Genomic DNA, 16,261 nt, shown 5'->3' with positions numbered 1-16,261 from the left:
TTCGACTAATGCCAGCCAGAGACATCTACCACACTGCAGTCATTAAAGCACTTATCGCAGATGGTTGGACAATAACCAACGATCCCTTATACCTGGCATACGGGGGTAGAGAACTTTACGTAGATATTGGAGCAGAAAGAGTTACCATTGCTGCTGAGAGAGACGATCAAAAAATAGCTGTTGAAATCAAAAGTTTTCTGAGTCCTTCTCCCGTGAATGACCTCCAGGAAGCTGTAGGACAGTATGAAGTTTATCGTAGCGTCCTTAAAGAACTACAACCAAAACGCCAACTTTATTTAGCAGTTCCCAAGCGGGTTTACGAAGGTATATTTTCCGAACGCTTTGGTCAGCTAATTCTTAATAGTATAGGAATAAACCTAATTGTCTTTGACGAGCAACTAGAAAGGATTATCAGATGGATAAGCTAGCTCGGTATCGTGAAATTATTCGTCAGTTGATATTTAACTATGCTAGTCACAAGCCTGCTAACGGTCAAATAGAGACAGAAGCAGTCATTGACTCGGAGCGAGACCACTACGAAGTGTTACACATTGGCTGGGATGGAGTGCGCCGCGTACATGGTTCGGTCGTACATATAGACATTATTAATGATAAAGTGTGGATTCAATATGATGGTACTTCCCAGCCAGTAGCAGAGGCATTATTAGAAGCGGGTATTTTGCACAAAGATATTGTCTTGGGTTTCCATCCGGCTGAACTACGGCAATACACGGATTTTGCTGTATCTTAATTATTTTGATGTCGTGTATTCTAAAAGAATAATACATTTAAGTAGCGATCGCTAGATTAAACGCATTAGCTTATGTTATCTGAACCAGAACCGTCATCAGCCACAATAGAAGTTGCCGATGTTTGAGGCACTGAATTATGGAAGAATTATTAATCCTAAAAGACTTGCTTGTTAAGGGGGATGTTCAAGGAGCATTGATTATAGTTGAAGAATTAGAGGAAATGAGCCGAAATGACATAATCAAGACGATTCGTAGCTATGCAGTGATTTTATTGTTGCATCTGATTAAACAACAAGCTGAAAATTGCACGACTCGCTCTTGGGAAGTCTTAATTCGGAATTCAGTTCGAGAAATTCAGCGAGAAAATAAGCGGCGCAAAGCTGGCGACTATTATCTCACGCCAGAAGAATTGTTAGAAATCTTGGCAGAAGCCTATTTAAATGCCATTGAGCAGGCTTCCCTAGAAGTAGAAGAAGGTCGTTATGAAGCCCAAGAATTAGAAAAGCTGGTTAACCAAGAAGAAATTATTAATCGTGCTTTGGCTTTAATTTTACCAGGAGAGTCTAGTTAATTGGCTAAACAGCGACTCGACACACTATTAGTAGAGCTAAATTTATGTTCTTCTCGCGCCTTAGCACAACGGTTAATTCAGGCGGGGGAAGTTACTGTTAATCAGCAGTTAGTTGATAAACCTGGTACTGAAGTTGATATTGCGGCTCAAATAAATATTAAAGAGCGATCGCCTTTTGTTTCTAGAGGCGGTGAAAAACTCTCCAAAGCTTTGTCAGTATTTGCCATTGCCGTAGCCGAGCGTATTTGTCTAGATGGTGGGATTTCTACTGGTGGTTTTACTGATTGTCTTTTGCAAGCTGGAGCAAAACAAGTTTACGGTATTGATGTCGGTTACGGACAAGTTGACTGGCGGTTGCGAAATGATTCGCGGGTGATTTTGCGGGAACGCACCAATTTACGCCAACTACGACCAGATGAATTATATGGTGAAAATGACCCTATTCCTGATTTGGCGGTAGTTGATGTATCGTTTATTTCTTTAACCAAAATTCTGCCTGCTTTATGGCAACTAACTCAAGCTAACCGAGAAGCTGTGTTGTTAGTTAAGCCACAGTTTGAAGTTGGCAGATCCCGTGTGGGTAAAAAAGGTGTTGTACGAGATCCAAACGACCAAGCTGATGCCATTTTTCAGGTGTTGCAAGCCGCCCATGAATTAGGGTGGAAATACAAAGGCTTAACTTGGTCGCCGATCACTGGCCCGGCTGGGAATATCGAATATCTTTTGTGGTTGGGAATGGAAAGTGAGATACCACTACCTAATTTAGAGGCAGTTAGGCAAATAACGCAATCAGCAACAACCGATTTACGGAAAAGTTAAACGTCGTAGATGAGACATTCTACGGAACCTGGATGGGTATCGCAGTAATTTTCTAGAGAGGTTTTCTTTTGTTTTGCTTGTTGTTGATCAGCTTTCTCAGCTTGCAACTCTTCTACAATGTCCCAGGCTACGGCACAATCAGCAGAATTACTGCCATCTTGCTCACAAGTTGTACGGGCTTCAGTAATGGCACTAGTAATGGCTTCTTCAAGATTTGCCGTCCCAGCATTTTCAAATGAGTTTAGGCTAGTTGTCATGATACTTTCACCTTTAGTTTACAGAGATAGATATTAACTGTGAGCTTTTAATGACCTCAGAAAGCTCACATTTCTAGTTTAGATAGGCTTCCCACAAGAGGTAGTGGTAAACACCGCCATCTTTTAAGCAAAATTGAGTGTGATTACCCTCTTGTCATCTTTGATTCAAAAAGGTAAAGGAATTCTACTAGTTGCACTAACAAGCAGAGATGGTCATGTTCTCAATCTTGCATCCCAAATTGGGAATGTCAGTCAATTGTCAGAAGAGCTTGATAGAAGTTGATAAACACTTATAAACAGTAACAAAGGCGAAATAATTCTTGTTTATTCTCAATATTTCTGTCTGTAGTAACTCAAAACTCCCTAAAACACTACTCATCTGTACAACTAACTACCCAATTCATCAGGTTGTACTGTCTCTAAGCAGCTACCCTTACACAAGTACCAATACGAATATTTTTTAAACAAAGTATATTTTTTGAGCGTTTAAGTAGAGCAAATACTGATAAAACCTAAAAAGGTAAAGTTTTAATAACAATATGTTGAAGTATACTCTGGGCGCTACTGGTATCGGGCTGATAGCCTTAATCATGGGAGAAGTTACAATTCCCCAACAGGCTACTGCTGCATCTTTGTACTCTATTACCGATCTTGGTTCCTTAAACCCTACTGCTACTGGCTTTGATGCTTTTAGTGCAGCATATGGCATTAACAATGCTGGTCAAGTGGTTGGTAACTCAATTGTTCCTAGTACTGATGTTTTCCGCTCTAACGGCTTTCGCACGGCTCCTAACAGTGCAATTAATCCAGCAACTGATGACTTAGGCACTTTAGGTGGTAACTCAAGCAGTGGCTACGCAATCAATGATTTTGGTCAAGTGGTCGGTGAGTCAAAGAAGTCTATATATGGACGTGATTATGCTTTTCTCTGGAGTGATGCTACTGGAATGCAAAATCTCGGAACCCTCGGAGGAGAATCCAGTGTCGCTTCTGCTATCAATAACTTAGGACAGGTCGTTGGCTCGGCAGAAACGAAGGAAGGACAATTCCACGCCTTTTTCTACAGTGGGAGTAGAGTATTACAAGACCTGACCACCCTTGGGGGATCAAGCTCTGCAAATGATATTAACGACTCAGGACAAATAGTTGGCTATTATACACAAACTCAGTCAGGACAATATCATCCTTTCCTCTACAGCAGCAGTGGAGGATTACAAGACTTAGGCACACTTGGGGGTGAGGAAGGTGTAGCTTCTGCGATCAATAACTTAGGACAGGTTGTTGGTAGGGCAGACACCGCAGCAACTTTTGAACCAGACGATCCAAAAGAATGCCCTTGTAATGTTAGGCACGCCTTCCTCTACAGTGGGAGTGGAACACTGCAAGACTTAGGTACACTTGGGGGGCCAAACAGCAACGCTACTGATATTAATGATTTTGGGCAGATAGTTGGTAATGCAGGCTATATCAAAGGGTCTAATGTCACCGTTCCCTTCTTCTATAGTGACGGTAAAATGAGTAATTTAAACAACCTCATTCCTGCTAATTCCAGTTGGTTTTTGGGAAGCGCAGATAGGATCAACAACTCTGGACAAATTGTAGGTACTGGTACTATTCAAGACCCTGAACGTAATTACCCTGTTCATGCTTTTCTTTTGACACCTGTTTTGGAACCAAATCCTGTTTCCGAACCCTCAATCATATTGGGTTCATTGACGGCTAGTGCTTTTGGTATATTCTTGGGCAAAAAATCTAAGCAGCAAGGCAAAGCTAAAAGCATAATCTAGGCGCACAACTTCGACTATTTTTATAACTGCCGTGTTAGCGAGTTTGATACGGTAGTTTTTACTTACTGGTTAATTTGAGTCAACAGAAACTTTTCGGAACATAACTCAAAAATCTCAATACTTTATGTTTAACTCTTGTCGCAGACGATACATAATTGTGTTTTGGTCAACTTGAGAGAGAATTTCTTGAATGACGCTGCTAGCGCCCAATTGTCCCCAAGTGCAGCCTTTTTCAAGATAGACTTGGGCGGCTTTGCCAACCGAATATGCTCCATAACCGGCGATACCAGCTTGAGCGATCGCACTGCCAGCAAAAGCAGTAATATTGCTGGGATTATCACCACTAGTTATTACAGCCGTACTTTTACCTAAACCCAAAATAAAACTACTACCTAATTCTCCCAGTAGCAAGCCACCAGAACTAAATAAAATCGTTTTTAAAATTTTTCCGGCTTCATAGCTAGTCATCGGCAAACCATACAATCTAGCCAGAGCGCGAATTAAAGCTAAATCAGCAACAGTTCCGCCAAGGATATCTAAGAAGGCTATGGGATTAAGCATTACTGCCAAAGCTTTGTATTTGGTAAATTGCCAAATGATTTCTTCAGCTTCCTTTTCGCGTAAATCGATAGTTTTTTGAGCGATCGCGGCTTCTGCATCCCGTGCTTGAATCAGTGCATTTAAAGCCAGAAGCGATCGCCCTTCCCGATTGAGAATATTCAGAATTGTCTCTTTGAGTTCGTCTACTTGCGGTGGTGGTGTTTCCCATTCATAACTGACACGGCCATCAGGCCACTCAACCCGCACTTCCATTGCTGCTGGTTCCGCCGCCACCATCACAATTTCATCCGGGAGTAGAGGCTTTGCTTGGGGATGCCCAGCACCCAGTTGTTGCAAATTTTGGTAAATCACTCCGCGATCGGTATCGGGGTATAAATCTATCTTGTTAAAGACTAAAATCAGGGGTTTTTGTGATTGTCGCAATTCCAGCAGTGCTTGATACTCAGTACGCGTGATATCACCAGATACGACAAACAAAATCAAATCTGCCTGATGTACTACTTCTCGTGCCATATCCGCTCGTGACTCACCCGCAATTTCGTCTAATCCGGGAGTATCAATTAACTCTACTAGTACCTTACCACCGGGCTGCCACCGCACGGAACGCGGCCATTGGGTGACACCATTTAGAGGCCCAGTTTGCAGAATTTTGTCTCCCAGCAAAGCATTTAAAACTGCTGACTTTCCCCGACTCACCAAACCAAAGACGGCTATTCTAATGACGTTTGAATCTAGCTTGTTGAGTGTGGCTCTCAAAGCTTCCAATTCTGGTTTCACCAAACCTACCAATTCTGGGTTAGATGAAAGCTGTCCTGACTTGCGAAGATATCCATACCAAGAAAGCGCTTGTCTGAGACTGGCGCGGGCACGATTTAAGTGAGTTTCTTGCAGATTACGATAAACCGACATAATATCAACACTTCAGCCTTCACTCTCTCTAAAATGCTCATCCAATGCTCAAAACACTGACTTTCAGCATTTGATCGTAAATAATAGGTATGAATTTCTACTCATTAACCATGCTTAACTAATGCTCACTTTTTCAACCCGATTATCAGGGAAAAGAAAAGTTAAACATACTTCTCTATCTTATATCCCTAAGTTGTTGGACTAATACTCTATATATAGGACATCAAAAGTCCTAACTTTATGAGGTCAGAGATTAAGTGTTTTATAAATCTTAAGTAAAGATGTGACTAATGGATAGCTAGCTCCTAGAGAGAGGCTAACGCCAACGTCTAAACTTAGCTCAAAGGCGAATTGGCTCCGACTTTGTTCCGTTTTAGTCGGGGTTGAAATTCCCTCATGTAACTGTAACTCTTTTCTCTACAAGAGGCTGCGCCCTAAGCGTAGCTATGCCGCAGGCTTTACGTGACGCTACGCGTAGCAAGATCCCTGTAAGGGTACAATTTTGAAATTTTAATTTTGAATTGTTAATCTGGGTATCCTAAGAAAGACAAGGTTAGATGATATAGACGAAGGAACAAAGTTTATAAATTATGTATGAGTAGAGGAAAAAGCTATAATTTCTACCACAAAAACTGATTGAACAATTAGCCATCTCATTCCATAAAAAGAAGAGTGCTGAGTGCAGTCAATCAATGAAGAGAAAGACTGGTCTACACCCTGATATTTTGCGATGCCTGCGGTGGTCACTGAGCCTGTCCTGAGCGTAGCCGAAGGGCGCAGCCGAAGTGCGGGCTACGCCTACGCAGATGGTGAGAACTTTGATTGAGCAAATTTTACCATAAGTGCAGCCTGAAATTCTGGACTTATAGGAGCAGTCTTTTTTAGACTAAGACATAAATATTAATTATATGAGAATTTGAGGAACAGCCATGCGAGGAAATGAGCAGGAAAAAATACGCCATTTGTTGGTCATTCAAGACCTGGAAGGGCGGCGAACTGTCCCCTTACGAGAGACTACTTATTCTCTGGGGCGGCATCCTGCAAACACTATTGTCTTGGCTTCCCGGTCAGTATCAATGCAACATGCAATTTTATTGCGAGTAACTGTTCCAGAAACTGACCAATACGGCTTTCAGATTATTGATGGCAACTATAAGGGTAAAGGAAGTACTAATGGCTTATTTGTAAATGGTAATAAATGCTTTTCTCATAATCTTAGGCATGGAGATGTCATTGCTTTTGGTAGTAATAAAGCTCAGGCTAAATATTATGCTATTTCTAACATTTCAGAACGAGCATTTTCTGAATCTTTTGATGTTGAAGACTTATCTGGTTTCTTATCAGAGCAAGCCAGTCCTGCCAATCCTTTTCAAACCTTAGCTATCGATCCCAGTTTTGAAGCAGCTAGTGAGTCTGCTCTAGCTCGCCTGGCATCCTTTCCTGAACTCATCCCCAATCCAATTATTGAGATGGATTTTGAGGGAAGAATTACTTATCTCAATCCAGCCGCAACTATGAAGTTTCCCAATCTTAGAGAAGTTGGGACAGAACACCCGATCTTAACAGGACTCTTGATTGGAGTTAACAATCTAGAAAAAAATTCTTTTGTGCGGGAGGTGGAAGTAGACACAGAAGTTTTTGAACAATCTGTTCTCTATCTTCCTGAAAGTGATTTAATTAGAACTTTTATTATTAGGGATATTACTGAGCAAAAGCGAGCTACAGCCGAACTGCGCCAGCGCGATCGCTTGTTACAAGCAGTTGCAGAAGCTGCCAATTATTTGCTAGGAGAAATGAATTACGAAACTGGTATCGAGCGAGCTCTGGTTGTACTGGGCGAAGCTGCCAAGGCAGATCGTGCCTATCTCTTTGAGAACCATCCCCATCCTGTTACAGAGGAAATAGCAGTCAGCCTACGGTTTGAATGGACACAATCTTGTATTAAATCTACCCATGATCATTGGAAGAATCAGCCTTATCAAGCTCCTGGATTAGCCCGTTGGTACACAGTTCTCTCTAGCGGCCAGTTGATTAGCGGACTCACCCAACAATTTCCGGTCGCTGAACAAGAATTCCTAATTCGAGATGGCATTCAATCCCTTCTCTTGGTGCCCCTCCGGTCGGAGAATGAGTTGTGGGGATACCTTGGCTTGGCAGACTGCACCTTTGAGCGTCATTGGTCAAAGCACGAAGAATCTACTCTTTTGACAATGGCCGCCAGTATCATTGGTGCGCGGCAGCGTCAGCAAGTAGAAGAAAAGATTCGCTATCAAGCCCTCCATGACTTGCTGACAGGGTTGCCCAATCGTCTACTATTTAATGAGCTGCTCAGCAAAACTCTGCCCAACGCGACTCGAAATCACGAAAGTTTAGCTGTAATCTTTCTCGATCTGGATAGCTTCAAGGTCATTAATGATACTCTGGGGCACACTCTGGGAGACCAATTGTTACAAAGCGTCTCTCAAAGATTAAAAGATTCACTTAGAGGCGGAGATACTGTAGCCCGTTGGGGAGGCGATGAATTTACAATTTTACTCCCACGAGTCAATGATATTGAAGAGGTAACTTTGGTGGCGCAGAGAATCTTACAAGCCTTTGAGGATGCTTTTCATCTCCAAGGGCATGAACTTTATGTAACTGCCAGCCTCGGTATTGCCTTACTTGATAACAACAGTCCTGACGCTGAAACACTAATCCAGCACGCAGATGCCGCTTTATACTACGCCAAGGACAAAGGGCGGAATAACTACCAATTCTACAGTGTTTCCCTGAGTGCTAAAAATCCTGAACTCCTAACTTTAGAAAAGAGCTTGCGCTATGCCCTAGAACGCAATGAATTTATGCTGTACTATCAGCCTCGTGTGAACATTACCACAGGGGAAATTACTAGTATGGAGGCTCTGTTGCGTTGGCAGCACCCAGAGATGGGATTGGTCGCCCCCAGTGTGTTCATTCCCTTGGTCGAAGAAAGTGGCTTAATTGTCCCCATCGGCGAATGGACTCTACAGACGGCCTGTAGCCAAAATAAAGCATGGCAAGATGCTGGATTGCCACCGATTATGATCGCTGTCAATCTTTCTTTGAAGCAGTTCCGCCAACCCAAATTGGTAGAGACTATAGCCAAGGTTTTAGAACAAACAGGTCTGGAGCCGCGCTTTTTAGAATTAGAAATTATGGAAACCACAGCAATTGAGGACTTGGGTTTTACCACAAGGGTGTTAGAGGAGCTACAGCAGATGGGTGTTTACATCTCCATTGATGACTTTGGTACGGGTCATTCCTCACTTTCACGCTTACAGCTTTTGCCACTCCACAATCTGAAAATAGATAAATCTTTCATTCAATATTTGACGCAGGATACCAAAGTAGCTCATATTATCCAAGCCATAGTTACCTTGGGACACAGCTTGGGATTAAAGTTAACAGCCGAAGGGGTAGAGAAGGAAGAAGAATTAGAATTCTTGAAATCTATTAACTGCGAGGAGGTACAGGGCTTTTTATTCTACCGCCCACTTACTGGAGAGAAAGCAACAGAAATCCTCGAAAGTAAACGACCAACGATCTAGTACAAGGGAAAACTGTTTGTACCAGTGAGGATACAATAAAATTCATTGTCCTGCTGCCGACCTTTTTCGTCCTATGCTGCCAGTCATTTATTCCGACGAATTTTTAGATCACAAGACTGGAAAATACCATCCCGAAAAACCAGAACGTTTAAGTGCGATCGCAAATGCCCTAAAAGCAGCTACATTCGCAGATAAAATTAGCTGGAGATCGCCTACACCAGTATCAGAACAACCATCACTGATGTCTTCGTTGGTTAGGGCACATAGCCCAGCCTACATCAAAAAACTTTGGCAAATCGCCTCTAGTGGCGGCGGCCCTTTGGATGGAGATACGCCAGTTTCGCCGCGCAGTTATGATGTGGCATTGTTGGCAGTCAGTGCATGGTTAGATGGAGTTGAGGTTGTGTTCGGGTCGGCTAATCCAGCTTTTGTACTAGCGCGTCCCCCAGGACATCATGCTGAAAGTGATGCAGGGATGGGCTTTTGTCTATTTTCTAATGCCGCGATCGCTGCTTTATTTGCTCTAGAACAACCTGGAATTAACCGCGTCGCCATCCTTGATTGGGATGTGCATCACGGTAATGGTACTCAGGCGATCGTTGAAACAGAAGCACGCATCGCCTATTGTTCTCTACATCAGTATCCATGCTATCCCGGTACGGGAAAATCGACAGAACGGGGTTTTCACAATAATGTATTAAATTTACCAGTACCCCCTGGTAGTGATATTGCAATATATCAGGCACTATTTGAAAAACAGGTAGTACCGTTTTTAGTTAACTTTCAAGCAGATTTACTGATTGTGAGTGCTGGTTATGATGGCAATGCTGCAGATCCTTTGGCAAGTATTAATTTGCAGCCAGAAGACTACGCTTTATTTACTGATTATTGTCTAGGGATAACTCGTAAAATTCTGTTTGGCTTAGAAGGTGGTTACGACTTTGATACTCTTTCTCAATCAGTTGTAGCGACGATTGAACGCTGTTTACTTTAAGCTTGTCTTGTTTATCCCATTTGACGAAATACCTGATATAGATACTGACGATCGCAGTTACCAAGGGTAATAGCCTCAACTCTCTGCGAAGATTTGGGAACACTGAATACTGACGCGGTTATAGCTGACATACAGTTATGAAAATTTCTCACAAACTGGTTGCAAGCTTTGTTGATGTTTCCTTATTAACGAGTGTAGTTGGTGCAGTTGCGATCGCTGACAATGGTTGTGGGATACCTGAAACATTGCGATCGCGCATTTTTGATCCTTTTTTCACCACGAAACCTATCGGCAAAGGTACTGGTATGGGCTTATCCATCAGCTACAAAATAGTCATAGAAAAACATCATGGCAAGATATGGTGTGATTCGACACTAAAAGAGGGCACCAAATTTGTGATTGAAATACCAGTTCATCAACCTGAACCAATACCGAGTTGAGACTTCACCGAAGCAGAGGAAGAAGAACTATTGATTATTGACCAATGCCCAATACCTTTTTTTGTAAACTTCATAGAATCTTCAAAAAGAAAAATTTTCAGCAGGGTTCTGAAAGAGCTAAAGTTTTGTTAAGATGCAATTGCTAGCAGTTTCTCAGCGAAATTCACCTATCGGGGTGTGGAGAAATAGAAAGCACAAGCAGCACAAATTTCAAAAGGTGAACCAATGACCACCTATATTTTTTTCGATGAAGCCCTACGAATGCTGACCAACGCCTATTTGATATCAGTAGTACTGTTAATGGCAGCTTCTGGTATAGGTTTGGCGGTAATTGAGACAATAGAAAAGACAGGAGAACGCTAAGTTTATAGATGGCAATGTAGTTCCTGCCAAAAACCTTTGGGTACAAGTGTTCGCCGTGAAGAAATCCTGGGAACACTAAAGGGTGAAAGTCTTATAGCGTTATAGTCTTAACCTGTAAATCTACCAAACATACAGGTAACAGTAACGCTATTGGGACTCTAACCAAGGAGCTACTACAATGGGTCTATTCGACGCTGTGCTGGGTACAGAAAGCCAAACCCAAACAGCACTCAATCCAGCAGAAGCTTTTGCTGTGATTATATTGACGGCAACGGCTTCAGACGGTTATCTTTCTGTTGAGCAAGCAAATTCTATCATTTCTGTGCTGTCTCGGATGAAACTTTTTAAAAGTTATCCCAATGAAATGATGAACAGGCTGTTTGACAAAATCTTGGGCGTTTTCCAGGGTGATGACTTTAATGCTTTGTTTAATGCAGCCAAAGATTCTCTATCTCAAGACTTGCGGGAAGCAGCCTTTGCAGTAGCCACCGATTTAGTCCTAGCTGAAGGTATTATACCTGAAGAAGAAAAAAACTTCTTAAATGATTTATATCAAGCTTTAGGGGTTTCGAGTGAGATAGCAATACAAATTGTGCAAGTAATCTTGATTAAAAATCGCGCATAGGGTGATCGAACATAACTTGTTATGCCCATTGTCTAAAGCTTGATTATAACTGTATAAGTAGCTTATAAACAAAGCGTGGCACGGAAGTTAAGCTTCTTTGCCACTATTTTTTGCTATTTTTTGATTATTTCTTTGCGATAATTCAATATCGTTTAGAGATATTGCATTACAACGTCTCTATATTGATCGTATAAATTATCTCATCTCAACAATATTATGTCATAATTCGATTTTATGATTTTGAACTTTAAATTGTAAATTGCTTATGCGTTGTTCTGCTACCCTAAACCAACTAGTTAAAGTTATTTTGGCCCATTCTGTAAACTTATCTGAAACTGCTTTAACACAAGTAATTAGCGGTATCCAAACAGATAGCCGTACCTTGAAGCCGGGTGAAATATTTGTCGCTTTCCGAGGCGATAAGTTTGATGGACATGAATTTGTGCCAACTGCGATCGCAAAGGGTGCAATAGCTGCAATTGTAGATTTTGAATACGAAAATCCGGGATTCCCTGTATTACAGGTAAAAGACACTCTCAAGGCATATCAAAAACTTGGCCGATGGTGGCGCGATCGCTTTAATATTCCTGTAATTGGTGTAACCGGTTCCGTGGGTAAAACTACAACCAAAGAATTGATCGCCGCAGTTTTAGGAACAAAGGGACGAGTTCACAAAACTTATGGAAATTACAACAACGAAATTGGTGTCCCGAAAACTCTCCTAGAACTTGGCGCTGAAAATGACTACGCCGTGATTGAAATGGCGATGCGGGGTAGAGGACAAATTGCCGAACTGACGCAAATAGCGCGTCCAACAATTGGAGTGATTACCAATGTGGGGACAGCGCATATTGAGTTGCTGGGTTCGGAAGAAGCGATCGCTCAGGCAAAATGTGAGTTATTAGCCGAAATGTCTACTGATAGTGTGGCAATTCTCAACCACGACAATCCTTTATTAATGGCCACAGCAGCGAAAGTTTGGCACGGAGAAGTTTTGACTTACGGCTTTTCTGGTGGGGATATTCAAGGGCAGTTAATTGATAACGATACTATGGAAGTCGCAGGAATCCAACTACCTCTACCTTTACCTGGTCGTCACAATGCCACTAATTTCTTGGCAGCTTTAGCGGTGGCAAAGGTGTTGGGGATCGATTGGGCATCCTTAAAAGCAGGTGTGAGCGTGGATATGCCTACAGGGCGATCGCAGCGGTTTACTTTACCCAATGATGTGGTAATCTTAGATGAAACTTATAATGCTGCACCAGAAGCTATGATTGCAGCATTGCAATTATTGGCAGACACGCCTGGAAAGCGGAAGATTGCCGTATTGGGTGCAATGAAAGAATTGGGAGAGCGATCGCAGCAGTTGCATCAACGAGTGGGAGAAACGGTGCGAAGGTTGAATTTAGATGGCTTGTTAGTTTTGGTAGATGGACAAGATGCCGAAGCGATCGCTTTTAGTGCTGAAGGTATCCCATCGGAGTGCTTTGCAACTCATGCCGAGTTGGTGGCTAGGTTGAAGACATTTGTGCAAACAGGCGATCGTTTATTGTTCAAAGCCGCCCATTCTGTAGGACTAGATCGGGTAGTCAGTCAGTTACGTGCAGAATTTCCCAAATGATACCACTAAAAACCGAACGTCTTATACTGCGAGACTTTGTAGAATCAGATTGGCAAGCAGTTCATCAATATGCTGCTGATGCTGAAGTTGTGCGTTACTTGACTTTTGGCCCTAATACCGAAGAAGATACCAAAAACTTTTTGCAAAGAGAGACTTTATTGCAAGGCAAAGAACCCCGTCAGCATTTTGCCTTGGCAGTGACTTTGAAAGCCCAAAAGCAATTAATTGGTATCTGTCGTATATCCGTTCAGGATACTGACAACCAAATAGGCTCTATTGGATACTCTTTCACTAAGGAGTTTTGGGGACAAGGATATGCAACTGAAGCTGTGAAAGCAGTTGTTTCACTTGGTTTTCAGGAGTTAGGCTTACATCGCATCTTTGCCACTTGTCACCCAGAAAACATTGCCTCTGCACGAGTTATGCAAAAAATCGGAATGCAGCAGGAAGGGTATTTGCGAGAACACCATTGGATTAAGGGAGAATGGCGAGACTCTTGGCTATATGCCATTCTTGAGCATGAATGGAGAGGCGTCTATGGATGATTTTCTGAAAATATCACCTATAGATGCCTAATAGATTTCAGTTGGAAAGACTAGGGCTGTTGCTGTAGCGTCTTTGAAAAATAATTGCTGCAAAATTAGTTACCAAACAAGTGATTGCTAGCCACATCAAGATATAAGTAGGAGCCATCACTACGCCAATCATGAACCAAGTATATACATGTAGTATCATTACAGAAGCGAAAAAGCTAGCGATTCCAGCAGACTGCCACACTTGATGCGATGGACGACGTAACGCTACCAGGCTCATCGTTAAAATTGTGACAAGCAAGTTCGCTGGTACGAGAAATGCACAAATACTTATGCAGTTGCCACGAGAGAACTCAGCTAAGGTGTTTAAATCGAGCATTAATTTGTTGGGATAGATGTTAGCGTTTTAAGAATTTAATTTATTGTATTTTAAAATAACGAAATCAAAATTAATATATGAGTGAGTAATCACATTGCAAATATAACATAATTTAAACTATTGAGTTGCGTTTTAATACTACCAATAGTTAGTTAATTATAAAATTTTTGGATAACTAGGGTGGAAAACACCCACCCTAGCCGAATTAACCCGGTAAAATTACCGTATCGATAATGTGTACCACACCATTATCAGCTTCGATATCTGCTGCTAAAACTGTGGCATTTTTAACTTCAAAACCATCGGAAGAATCAATTTTAATCGGTGAACCTTCTACAGAATTAACCGTACCGAGTTGTGCTAAATCAGCCTGTAGCAGCTTTCCGGAAACGACATGATACTTTAAAACCCGTGTTAGCTGGGGAATGTTTTGTAACAGAGTTTGGATAGTTCCCGCTGGTAACTTGGCAAAAGCATCGTCATTTGGTGCAAAGACAGTGAACGGGCCAGGACTTTTTAATGTTTCTACTAAACCAGCAGCTTGTACAGCCGCCACCAGTGTTTTAAACGACTCAGACGTAACTGCAATATCAACAATATCAGCCATATATCTTACCTAAATCTCTGCAAAAGATTTTAAAGGATAATAAACCTATTTTAAGTTTTATTAAACAAAATAAATTTAAAATCAGGTGTTGAATAAACTACACCTAGACGCGTACTCCCGTCAGACATCACCTTATGATGTTTCTAGGAAAATTCCGTTATAAAAGAAATGTCCGATCGCACGTATGCCATTCTGGGAACTGGAGCATTAGGTGGATTTTATGGCGCTAGACTGCAAAAAGCTGGGTTGGATGTCCACTTTTTGCTCAAGAGTGATTACGAACAGGTAAAGAAATATGGTTTAGTGGTAGAGTCCAAAGACGGTGACTTTACCCTTGCCGAAGTCCACGCCTACAACGACGTAGAAAAGATACCACAATGCGATGTGGTGGTGGTGGCACTGAAGACAACGCAAAACCATTTACTACCAAAGATGTTACCACCTGTAGTTAAAGATGATGGAGTGGTGTTGGTATTACAGAATGGACTTGGTGTAGAAGAGGAAGTCGCTGAAATTGTTGGTAATGTAACTGTTATCGGTGGATTGTGCTTTTTATGTTCTAACAAAGTGGGGCCAGGGCATATACACCACTTAGACTATGGGCAAATTGCCTTCAGTGAATATACCCCTAATTATCAGCCTAGTGGGATAACTCAGAGGATACAGCAAATTGCTGATGACTTTGAAAGTGCTGGTATCTCAATTGAATTAGCTGAAGATTTACTACTAGCACGTTGGAAAAAGTTGGTGTGGAATATCCCGTACAATGGACTTTCTGTGATTCTCAACGCTAGAACTGATGAATTAATGGCGTATGAGTACACCCGCAAGTTAGTCGAAGAGTTGATGTATGAAGTAGCGGCGGGGGCGAAAAGTTATGGGCGAATTATCAGCGATCGCTTTATTCAAACAATGCTCGATTATACTGTCAAAATGACACCTTACCGCCCCAGCATGAAAATTGACTACGACGAACATCGTCCCTTGGAGATAGAAGCAATTTTCGGCAACCCATTACGAAAAGCCCAAGCAGTAGGTGTGGATTTAGTGCAGATTAGCTGTTTATATCACCAGTTGAAGTTTTTAGATGCCAGGGGAAAATGATGGAGATTAGGGGGATGAGGAAGATGGGAAAGACAAGGGGGATGAGGGAGACAAGAAAGGCAATTAATTCTTTACTCCAAACTCCAAACTCCAAACTCTTAACTCCTAACTTGCCACTCCCCCAATTTTTAACGCAGGGATTCAAAAATGACTGCTATTGTAATTAAACACAATAGGATAATTCCCAATGGAAGCAAAAACTGTTGTAAAAGGTACAGCAGCATGGGTATGATTTGTAAGATGCCCAAACCACTTGATAAAACGTAAGCGATCGGCAAATAGCCGAACTCCACACCTTAGTCAGTCGGGGAGAAAAAGTTATCCTCATCCAGGGTGAAGGTGGTGTTGGCAAAACAAGATTAGCACGCAAATA

Annotated in this window: 17 protein-coding genes; 13 read left to right on the top strand and 4 right to left on the bottom strand. The window is 41.9% G+C overall.

What is annotated here, in order from left to right:
* Window positions 1-8: 8 nt before the first annotated feature.
* From V7K60_RS09680 to V7K60_RS09665, 4 genes are all read left to right on the top strand, one after another.
* Window positions 9-428, top strand: a complete 420-nt coding sequence (locus tag V7K60_RS09680; protein ID WP_194043484.1) for a XisH family protein — start codon at window positions 9-11, stop codon at window positions 426-428.
* A complete protein-coding gene (locus V7K60_RS09675) occupies window positions 416-751 on the top strand; it encodes a XisI protein (protein WP_334924966.1) in 336 nt (111 codons plus the stop codon). Before V7K60_RS09680 ends, V7K60_RS09675 begins: the two co-directional genes overlap by 13 nt.
* Before the next feature lie 137 nt (window positions 752-888).
* A complete protein-coding gene (locus tag V7K60_RS09670) occupies window positions 889-1,323 on the top strand; it encodes a DUF29 family protein (RefSeq protein ID WP_334924964.1) in 435 nt (144 codons plus the stop codon).
* Window positions 1,324-2,142, top strand: coding sequence for a TlyA family RNA methyltransferase (locus V7K60_RS09665; RefSeq protein ID WP_334924962.1), 819 nt, complete (start codon window positions 1,324-1,326; stop codon window positions 2,140-2,142).
* On the opposite strand, the gene V7K60_RS09660 is transcribed toward V7K60_RS09665, so the two are convergent.
* Window positions 2,139-2,399 carry a Calvin cycle protein CP12 gene (locus V7K60_RS09660; RefSeq protein WP_104907380.1) on the bottom strand — a complete coding sequence of 87 codons (261 nt, stop codon included), beginning with the start codon at window positions 2,397-2,399 and terminating at the stop codon, window positions 2,139-2,141. The two genes, V7K60_RS09665 and V7K60_RS09660, sit on opposite strands and share 4 nt — an antisense overlap.
* 539 nt (window positions 2,400-2,938) lie before the next feature.
* Here V7K60_RS09660 and V7K60_RS09655 point away from each other — a divergent pair.
* Window positions 2,939-4,186 carry a DUF3466 family protein gene (locus V7K60_RS09655; RefSeq protein ID WP_334924960.1) on the top strand — a complete coding sequence of 416 codons (1,248 nt, stop codon included), beginning with the start codon at window positions 2,939-2,941 and terminating at the stop codon, window positions 4,184-4,186.
* 114 nt (window positions 4,187-4,300) lie between these two features.
* On the opposite strand, the gene V7K60_RS09650 is transcribed toward V7K60_RS09655, so the two are convergent.
* Window positions 4,301-5,656: a GTP-binding protein gene (locus V7K60_RS09650; RefSeq protein WP_334924958.1), complete on the bottom strand. Its 1,356-nt coding sequence runs from the start codon at window positions 5,654-5,656 to the stop codon at window positions 4,301-4,303.
* A gap of 929 nt (window positions 5,657-6,585) precedes the next feature.
* Here V7K60_RS09650 and V7K60_RS09645 point away from each other — a divergent pair.
* The 7 genes from V7K60_RS09645 (at window position 6,586) to V7K60_RS09615 (ending at window position 13,810) form a co-directional block, all read left to right on the top strand.
* Window positions 6,586-9,222, top strand: a complete 2,637-nt coding sequence (locus V7K60_RS09645) for an EAL domain-containing protein (protein ID WP_334924956.1) — start codon at window positions 6,586-6,588, stop codon at window positions 9,220-9,222.
* Between the two features lie 73 nt (window positions 9,223-9,295).
* Window positions 9,296-10,216 (top strand): histone deacetylase family protein, encoded by a 921-nt coding sequence (locus V7K60_RS09640; protein ID WP_334924954.1) that lies wholly within the window; start codon window positions 9,296-9,298, stop codon window positions 10,214-10,216.
* Window positions 10,217-10,353: 137 nt separating this feature from the next.
* Window positions 10,354-10,656, top strand: a complete 303-nt coding sequence (locus V7K60_RS09635; protein WP_334924952.1) for a sensor histidine kinase — start codon at window positions 10,354-10,356, stop codon at window positions 10,654-10,656.
* 225 nt (window positions 10,657-10,881) lie between these two features.
* Window positions 10,882-11,019, top strand: coding sequence for a hypothetical protein (locus tag V7K60_RS09630; RefSeq protein ID WP_190240853.1), 138 nt, complete (start codon window positions 10,882-10,884; stop codon window positions 11,017-11,019).
* Between the two features lie 178 nt (window positions 11,020-11,197).
* Window positions 11,198-11,644: a tellurite resistance TerB family protein gene (locus tag V7K60_RS09625; RefSeq protein WP_334924951.1), complete on the top strand. Its 447-nt coding sequence runs from the start codon at window positions 11,198-11,200 to the stop codon at window positions 11,642-11,644.
* Window positions 11,645-11,909: 265 nt separating this feature from the next.
* Window positions 11,910-13,265: a UDP-N-acetylmuramoyl-tripeptide--D-alanyl-D-alanine ligase gene (locus tag V7K60_RS09620; protein WP_334924950.1), complete on the top strand. Its 1,356-nt coding sequence runs from the start codon at window positions 11,910-11,912 to the stop codon at window positions 13,263-13,265.
* Entirely contained in the window at window positions 13,262-13,810 is a 549-nt protein-coding gene (locus V7K60_RS09615) for a GNAT family N-acetyltransferase (RefSeq protein ID WP_334924949.1), read from the top strand. The genes V7K60_RS09620 and V7K60_RS09615 overlap by 4 nt, the downstream gene beginning before the upstream one ends.
* A gap of 37 nt (window positions 13,811-13,847) precedes the next feature.
* Here V7K60_RS09615 and V7K60_RS09610 read toward each other — a convergent pair whose 3' ends face one another.
* Window positions 13,848-14,177, bottom strand: coding sequence for a hypothetical protein (locus V7K60_RS09610; protein WP_334924948.1), 330 nt, complete (start codon window positions 14,175-14,177; stop codon window positions 13,848-13,850).
* Window positions 14,178-14,382: 205 nt separating this feature from the next.
* Complete coding sequence (locus V7K60_RS09605; RefSeq protein ID WP_334924946.1) at window positions 14,383-14,784, bottom strand: fasciclin domain-containing protein; 402 nt, start codon at window positions 14,782-14,784, stop codon at window positions 14,383-14,385.
* A 168-nt stretch (window positions 14,785-14,952) separates the two neighbouring features.
* Between V7K60_RS09605 and V7K60_RS09600 the strand changes: the two genes are divergently transcribed.
* On the top strand, window positions 14,953-15,888 hold the full coding sequence (locus V7K60_RS09600) for a putative 2-dehydropantoate 2-reductase (protein ID WP_334924944.1): 936 nt from the start codon (window positions 14,953-14,955) through the stop codon (window positions 15,886-15,888).
* The last annotated feature ends 373 nt before the right edge of the window (window positions 15,889-16,261 follow it).

This window comes from Nostoc sp., assembly GCF_036917555.1.
In the GTDB taxonomy this organism is placed as follows: Bacteria; Cyanobacteriota; Cyanobacteriia; order Cyanobacteriales; family Nostocaceae; genus Nostoc.
The sequence above is the reverse complement of the archived record's forward strand: the minus strand, read 5'-3'. Positions and strand labels throughout refer to the sequence as shown.

Excerpts from the sequence above, each read along its gene's own strand:
- V7K60_RS09680 (WP_194043484.1), top strand. The coding sequence starts at position 9 with ATGCCAGCCAGAGACATCTACCACACTGCAGTCATTAAAGCACTTATC.
- V7K60_RS09675 (WP_334924966.1), top strand. The coding sequence starts at position 416 with ATGGATAAGCTAGCTCGGTATCGTGAAATTATTCGTCAGTTGATATTT.
- V7K60_RS09670 (WP_334924964.1), top strand. The coding sequence starts at position 889 with ATGGAAGAATTATTAATCCTAAAAGACTTGCTTGTTAAGGGGGATGTT.
- V7K60_RS09660 (WP_104907380.1), bottom strand. The coding sequence starts at position 2,399 with ATGACAACTAGCCTAAACTCATTTGAAAATGCTGGGACGGCAAATCTT.
- V7K60_RS09655 (WP_334924960.1), top strand. The coding sequence starts at position 2,939 with ATGTTGAAGTATACTCTGGGCGCTACTGGTATCGGGCTGATAGCCTTA.
- V7K60_RS09650 (WP_334924958.1), bottom strand. The coding sequence starts at position 5,656 with ATGTCGGTTTATCGTAATCTGCAAGAAACTCACTTAAATCGTGCCCGC.
- V7K60_RS09645 (WP_334924956.1), top strand. The coding sequence starts at position 6,586 with ATGCGAGGAAATGAGCAGGAAAAAATACGCCATTTGTTGGTCATTCAA.
- V7K60_RS09640 (WP_334924954.1), top strand. The coding sequence starts at position 9,296 with ATGCTGCCAGTCATTTATTCCGACGAATTTTTAGATCACAAGACTGGA.
- V7K60_RS09635 (WP_334924952.1), top strand. The coding sequence starts at position 10,354 with ATGAAAATTTCTCACAAACTGGTTGCAAGCTTTGTTGATGTTTCCTTA.
- V7K60_RS09630 (WP_190240853.1), top strand. The coding sequence starts at position 10,882 with ATGACCACCTATATTTTTTTCGATGAAGCCCTACGAATGCTGACCAAC.
- V7K60_RS09625 (WP_334924951.1), top strand. The coding sequence starts at position 11,198 with ATGGGTCTATTCGACGCTGTGCTGGGTACAGAAAGCCAAACCCAAACA.
- V7K60_RS09620 (WP_334924950.1), top strand. The coding sequence starts at position 11,910 with ATGCGTTGTTCTGCTACCCTAAACCAACTAGTTAAAGTTATTTTGGCC.
- V7K60_RS09615 (WP_334924949.1), top strand. The coding sequence starts at position 13,262 with ATGATACCACTAAAAACCGAACGTCTTATACTGCGAGACTTTGTAGAA.
- V7K60_RS09610 (WP_334924948.1), bottom strand. The coding sequence starts at position 14,177 with ATGCTCGATTTAAACACCTTAGCTGAGTTCTCTCGTGGCAACTGCATA.
- V7K60_RS09605 (WP_334924946.1), bottom strand. The coding sequence starts at position 14,784 with ATGGCTGATATTGTTGATATTGCAGTTACGTCTGAGTCGTTTAAAACA.
- V7K60_RS09600 (WP_334924944.1), top strand. The coding sequence starts at position 14,953 with ATGTCCGATCGCACGTATGCCATTCTGGGAACTGGAGCATTAGGTGGA.